Source organism: uncultured Alteromonas sp. (assembly GCF_963976965.1).
Taxonomy (GTDB): Bacteria; Pseudomonadota; Gammaproteobacteria; order Enterobacterales; family Alteromonadaceae; genus Alteromonas; species Alteromonas naphthalenivorans.
On record NZ_CAXBMP010000029.1, the window covers coordinates 47,692 to 53,962 of the forward strand.

General features: G+C 45.0%; 7 protein-coding genes and 1 tRNA gene. 3 read left to right on the top strand and 5 right to left on the bottom strand.

Features of this window, described 5'->3' with window-relative positions:
• Positions 1-70 precede the first annotated feature (70 nt).
• The 4 genes from glgA to AAC006_RS17545 all read right to left on the bottom strand — a co-directional run bounded on the left by glgA (position 71) and on the right by AAC006_RS17545 (position 4,254).
• On the bottom strand, positions 71-1,495 hold the full coding sequence (gene glgA, locus AAC006_RS17530; RefSeq protein ID WP_288389620.1) for a glycogen synthase GlgA: 1,425 nt from the start codon (positions 1,493-1,495) through the stop codon (positions 71-73).
• 152 nt (positions 1,496-1,647) lie between these two features.
• Positions 1,648-2,727, bottom strand: coding sequence for a methyltransferase (locus tag AAC006_RS17535; protein ID WP_129735843.1), 1,080 nt, complete (start codon positions 2,725-2,727; stop codon positions 1,648-1,650).
• Complete coding sequence (gene trmB / locus AAC006_RS17540) at positions 2,727-3,446, bottom strand: tRNA (guanosine(46)-N7)-methyltransferase TrmB (RefSeq protein WP_126872546.1); 720 nt, start codon at positions 3,444-3,446, stop codon at positions 2,727-2,729. The genes AAC006_RS17535 and trmB overlap by 1 nt, the downstream gene beginning before the upstream one ends.
• 103 nt (positions 3,447-3,549) lie before the next feature.
• On the bottom strand, positions 3,550-4,254 hold the full coding sequence (locus tag AAC006_RS17545; RefSeq protein ID WP_013785837.1) for an alpha/beta hydrolase: 705 nt from the start codon (positions 4,252-4,254) through the stop codon (positions 3,550-3,552).
• A 111-nt stretch (positions 4,255-4,365) separates the two neighbouring features.
• Here AAC006_RS17545 and mutY point away from each other — a divergent pair, with 111 nt between their 5' ends.
• The 3 genes from mutY (at position 4,366) to AAC006_RS17560 (ending at position 5,951) form a co-directional block, all read left to right on the top strand.
• Positions 4,366-5,427 (top strand): A/G-specific adenine glycosylase, encoded by a 1,062-nt coding sequence (gene mutY, locus AAC006_RS17550; RefSeq protein WP_013785836.1) that lies wholly within the window; start codon positions 4,366-4,368, stop codon positions 5,425-5,427.
• A gap of 26 nt (positions 5,428-5,453) precedes the next feature.
• On the top strand, positions 5,454-5,726 hold the full coding sequence (locus AAC006_RS17555; RefSeq protein ID WP_013785835.1) for an oxidative damage protection protein: 273 nt from the start codon (positions 5,454-5,456) through the stop codon (positions 5,724-5,726).
• Positions 5,727-5,875: 149 nt separating this feature from the next.
• Positions 5,876-5,951 (top strand) — tRNA-Phe (locus AAC006_RS17560).
• A 75-nt stretch (positions 5,952-6,026) separates the two neighbouring features.
• Here the strand turns inward: AAC006_RS17560 and AAC006_RS17565 are convergent.
• Positions 6,027-6,233 carry a DUF3892 domain-containing protein gene (locus tag AAC006_RS17565; protein ID WP_339892043.1) on the bottom strand — a complete coding sequence of 69 codons (207 nt, stop codon included), beginning with the start codon at positions 6,231-6,233 and terminating at the stop codon, positions 6,027-6,029.
• Positions 6,234-6,271: the final 38 nt, after the last annotated feature.

The following is a 6,271-nucleotide window of genomic DNA, read 5'->3' on the forward strand; positions in this document are numbered from 1 at the left end:
GCTCAATAATAGTGGCGCATTCTTTAACAAAAAGAAAGAAACGCCATACAAGCCACTAAAGGGTAAATACTTAAACGAACATAGATTCGTAAAGTTTTATATATTCACCCGCTGCACGTTCCCACGTAAAGCGGGTGTTCATGCCTCTTTGCTGCATTTCTCTGAACTTCACTGGATGCTCGTAATAAAACAGTAAAGCGCGACGAATACAGGCAAGCAGGGCTTCAGGGCGTGGTTGTTCAAAAACAAAGCCGGTAGCGTCTTCGCTATGGCGGTTGTCCACCACAGTGTCTTTTAAGCCACCTACCGCTCGCACGATAGGAATGGTGCCGTAGGCCAAACTGTACATTTGATTCAGCCCACAAGGTTCAAACTGCGATGGCATTAAGAAAAAGTCAGCGCCGGCCTCAACTAGGTGAGCGTGCTCTGAGCTAAACCCATTAATAAAAGCGAACTGAGAAGGGTGATTTTGTGCAAATTCACCTAAATCCATACACATTTTAGGATCGCCAGTACCTACTATAACGATTTGCACATTATGCTGAACCAGTTCATCAAGAATAGGCAGAATATAGCCAAACCCTTTCTGCTCGGTAAGACGACACACCATACCAATAAGTGGAATGCTTACATTCATCGGCAAGCCGGACTTTTCTTGTAGGGCGTGCTTACAGGTTTGTTTAGGCAGTAAGTTGTCTACGTCATAATGTTCTGGCAAAAACGAATCTGTAGCGGGGTTCCACTGCGTATAGTCGCACCCGTTTAATATGCCAGAAAGGTCGGTTTTGCGTCTAACCAAACGCTCGTGTAAGCCATGGCTGCCTAGGTCGGTTAACAGCTCTTGCGCGTAATGGGGGCTTACCGTAGTTACTTTTGTCGCAAACTCGATCCCCGATTGCAGCATATTGATATAACCGCCATGAACCTGTGCCAGTATGCCGGGGTGGTGGCGTAGAAACGGTACTTTTTCTAGTAGGTTTACCCCTTGAAACGCGGCATTGTGAATAGTGAACACGGTACGGGTTTTATCAAAAAAGCCTGTGTTATCGTAAGCAGTCAGGTAAGGCAGCATGGCCGTATGCCAATCGTGGCAATGGATAACGTCTGGCGAATAATTGATAGCTTGAAGGGTAGCCAATACTGCGCCACTAAAGAAACAAAAGCGCTCGCCATTATCTTCATAGGCTTCGTATGCGTTGGAATACAAGCCTTCACGCATAAAGTATTCAGGGTAATCGACAAAATATACGGGTATGCCATGCCAGTCCATAACACGCACTTCGAAATTATATACTTTGTACTCGGTGAACAGCGTTTGTGTTTCACATGCCGAGGGTAAATCTAACGAGTCTGCCAATACCTTGTAGTAAGGCATAACAATAACTACGTCTTCTCCTGCGTCTTTTAATGCAAGTGGAAGTGCTTTGCCTACATCTGCTAAGCCACCTGTTTTTACCAGTTCTTCTACTTCAGAGATAGCGAATACAATTTTCACACGAACGCCTCGTATTATATGAACGCGCCTATGGCCTCTGAGTGGGCTCTATAGCTGTTGCGCGAATTAGGGCTGACATATCTTCAGCCCCATATATCGAATATAGGGGGAATCTATTTACGTTAGCACAGGCTCTAGCAAAAGTGCTATTACTATGCAGCCTGATATAACGAAAATTGTGTGGTTTGTGCAGTGGTTAACACGCGTGGAAAGTGTTCAGATAATAGCCCCGGGTAGGGCAGAAAACGATTGGCAACCATTTGCAAAGTGCCATTTTGACTTAGCATTTTACGAGCATCTTCAATAAACCGCTTAGTAATGGTGTAGTCGGTTTTAAGCCCAGTATGAAATGGTGGGTTGGTGACAATATGTTGAACTTTACCCTCGATGCCATACAAACCATTCGCAGCATGCAAGGTGGCTGACTGACCATTGGCCGCTAATGTCATCGCGCTGGCATAAATGGCAAGCGCGCTAATATCAGACAGCTGCATTTTTAGGTGAGGGTAGGTCAGCATTAAGTAACTAGCAATTACCCCAGCACCACAAGCAAAGTCTAATACGTTGCCGCTCATACCCGAGGTATGTTTTTCTAGTAGTAGTTTAGTGCCCTTGTCGAGTTCGCCATGGCTAAATACGCCAGGTAAAGAGCACACAGGCCAGCTTGTATTGCCAATCTCATAAGTGTCGGTTTCAAGCCAAGCTTCTGGTTCAAATGCTAAGTGAGGCTGTTCAACAATGGTGGTAATTAAACTGCAGTGACGGGCAGAGTCCACTTTATGCGTAACCCCGTAAGGTTGCATGAGTTTAGCCGCGCTTTTTATACCGCCCTTATTTTCGCCCACTACATGGATACGGCCATTTTGACCCACCATACCTGCTGCCATACGCAATAACATTTGGAAATGAGATTTCGCTTTAGGCAGAAAAATGAGCACGTCAGTGTGGGTATGTTCATTACACATAAATGGCGTAAAGTGATGAGTGTGCGCCCCCACTTTTTGCACTACCTCAAAGCCCTCTTTAGTAATATCTCGGCTATCAAAGCTGGATGAAGATATCACACGAACACATTCAGAAAATATGTCGAAGTATTGGTGCATTACCGTTACATTTTTATGCTTAAGGGCATCAAGGAAGTAGGCATCTGAAGGATTGATAAACAACCATTCGCCTTGCTCGAAAATGTTGATATTGCGTTCTAATAGTTGGCTTTGGGGCGTTAAAATCATTACTGCGCTCGCTCGTAAATAAGATCCCAAACACCATGACCTAGCTTTTGGCCACGGGTTTCAAATTTAGTGATAGGTCGGTATTCAGGGCGAGGCACATAGGTACCTTCTTGTGCAGTATTTGCATAGCCTGAAGTTGAATTCATTACTTCGGCCATGTGTTCTGCGTAAGGTTCCCAGTCGGTAGCCATATGGAAACAGCCACCTTTTTGTAATTTGGTTAGCACAAGGGCAGCAAATTCGGGTTGAACAATACGGCGCTTATGATGACGCTTTTTATGCCAAGGATCGGGGAAGAACAATTGAAGCCGAGATAATCCACCATCTGGGATCATATTCTTAAGCACTTCAACCGCATCATGATCCATCACACGCAAGTTGGTTAAACCCTGTTCGCCAGCTTCAGCTAAACAAGCACCAACGCCTGGGCGATGCACTTCAATGCCAATAAAATTTTTCTCAGGGGCAGCTGCTGCCATCTCTACCAAGGATTTGCCCATACCAAAGCCAATTTCAATGACAACAGGCGCGGTTCTGCCAAATAGCACTGATAAATTCAGTTCGGCATTTTGGTAGTCGATACCCATGGTTGGCCAAAATTCTTCAATGGCACGGGTTTGCGCTTTTGTTAAGCGGCCTTCGCGCTTTACAAAGCTTTTAACTTTACTTACGTGAACACCAGCGGCTTCAGCCTCGGCCTGGCTTTTGAATTGCCTCATTTGCAATACCTTTCTTGCCCCAATTTACTGGTGGCGCATTATCCAGTTAGCGGCATGTTATGCAACGCTATATTTAATAAAGTGCGCATAAAATGCGGTTTTTTTATACATCTATACAATTGCTAAGCAGTGTAGCAAGCTTTTCGGGTTGTTCCAGCAGCATCATATGACCTGCATTTTCAACCTTGTACATGTTCGCTGTGGCAATGTTATCTGCCACAGTTTGTAGCGAAGCAAGCGATACAACTTCATCGTCAGCAGCTGCAATAATATTGACGGGCACTTTCGATTTCGCCAGTGCTTTTACAAAGTCTTCCCTTGGCGATGTGGCCTGTGTGTGAGCCAGCAAAGTATTTTTACCTAAATCTTCTGCCATAGATTGTACAACGCCCATTACATCAGGGCTTTCCTGATGAGTTGGATGCACAAAACGCGTGAAATAAGCTGGGTTTTCTGGCTTAAAGTCGCCACTGTTTAGCATAGTGACCAGCTGCTTGCGCCTTGCTATTTCTTCTTTCGATAAGCCTTTAGCATCGTATCCAATAAGCGTAATAGACGCCACGTGCTCCATATTCTGCGATGCCCATAGCGCGGCAACGTAGCCACCCATGGAAAAGCCAACCAGATGGACTTTTTCATCTTGAATAACGCGATCGGAAGTAAGCGCTAGCATGTCGTCTTTAGTCGCCGCCCACTGTAAGGGGACATAGCGACGTTGGGAAATTTTCATGCGTTGCCAAACGGGCAACCAAACACGTTCATCGCATAAGGTTCCGGGTAAAAATAGAACAGGGGCGCTGGTGGTCACAAAGACTCCTAAAATACATTTATACCTTCACATGCTAACATAGCAGGCCATTTATCAATAAAACCTAATGGCTATTAAATGTAGCTAACGGTCATTCACTGCGCAGTTTTTATGACAAATACGGTTACCCCAAATACTTTTGCTGAGCGAGTACTTGCTTGGTACGACATTCATGGCCGCAAGCATCTGCCATGGCAACAAGATATTACCCCGTACAAAGTGTGGGTATCTGAGATTATGCTACAGCAAACGCAAGTCACCACCGTCATTCCGTATTTTGAGCGGTTTATGCAATCTTTCCCCAGCGTGGTAGAGCTTGCCAATGCAGCGCAAGATGACGTACTGCATCATTGGACGGGTTTAGGTTACTACGCCCGCGCTAGAAACTTACATAAAGCGGCGAAGCAAATAGTAGAAGATCATGGCGGTACGTTTCCTGACAATATAGACGATGTTATTGCCTTACCGGGAATAGGGCGCTCTACTGCTGGCGCGGTATTGTCTATTTCACGAAATCAGCGCCACCCTATATTAGATGGCAACGTAAAACGCGTGCTTGCTCGCTACTATGCTATTGGCGGCTGGCCTGGCCAAAAAGCGGTAGAAAATGCGTTGTGGGAAGTGGCAGAAAAGAATACGCCTGAAAAACGCAGTGCCAACTACACTCAGGTGATGATGGATTTGGGGGCTATGGTATGTACCCGCAGTAAGCCAAAGTGTGATGAATGCCCGTTACAACATGATTGCTTAGCCTATGCCCAAGGGGCACAAACAGAATTTCCCGGTAAAAAGCCCAAAAAAGCGATTCCAGAGCGAAGTACGCTACTTATAGTGCCGTTGTTCCAACAGCAGGTTTATTTAGAGCAGCGGCCTTCTAGCGGCTTGTGGGGCGGTTTATATGGTTTCATTGAAGCCCAAGACATAGAAAGTGCAGAAGCAGAACTTGCCAAACGAGGTATTGAAGCCAGTTCATTTGAAACCCAAACGGCGTTTAGGCATACCTTTAGCCATTTTCATTTGGATATAACACCGGTGTTTGCCGTGGTAAACTCTGTACCCAGAAAGCAGGTGGCAGAACAAAAAGCCCAGTGGTTTATGTTTAACGAACCTATTGAGGTAGGTTTAGCTGCTCCGACTAAGAAAATCATTCAACAATTAGTGCATGTGCTTTAGCGCATCGAATAGGTTAAGGACATACAATGAGTAGAGTGGTATTTTGCCAGCGTTTACAAAAAGAAGCCGACGGTTTAGATTTTCAGCTTTACCCCGGTGAGCTAGGAAAACGTATTTACGACAACATTTCGAAAGAAGCATGGGCCGACTGGCAAAAGAAACAAACCATGCTAATTAACGAAAATAAGTTAAATATGATGGAACCGACCGCCAGACAGTTTTTAGAGCAAAGTATGTCGGCTTACTTGTTCGATGGCGTAGAGCCTACGATTGAAGGCTATGTTCCGCCTGAAAAGTAACCAAAAAAGCGTATTTTGCATAAACAATGTGCAAACGGTAACAAAACCGAAAAAAAACCGACAAAAACGGTTGACTTGTTAGCCGGAAATCCGTTTAATACGCACCCACAGCGAGACAGGCAGCAAACGCCCAAACGCTAAAAGATTTTGCCTCGATAGCTCAGTTGGTAGAGCAGCGGATTGAAAATCCGCGTGTCCCTGGTTCGATCCCGGGTCGAGGCACCATTCATACAGAAGCCCTGATCAGAAATGGTCGGGGCTTTTTGTTTTTAAAACTCAAAATAAATTTGACGCTAATCATCATTTATCTACGTTATCAATCTTCTTTTTGTTTGGGTTAGCCCTAACATACTCCTCACCGTTTACGTCGATTACATGAAAATTTGGGTGTTTGTTCTTTTTGACTTCGTTTACTAGCTGGCTTCTTTTTACAACACCTCTTCCTGGTATTGTATACGATTCGTTTTGTCCATTGCTTCCATCGGCATTACCCCCCTGTGTCAGGATAGTTGTCGCCTCAGTTTTTCATAGTATTAGACAGGGTG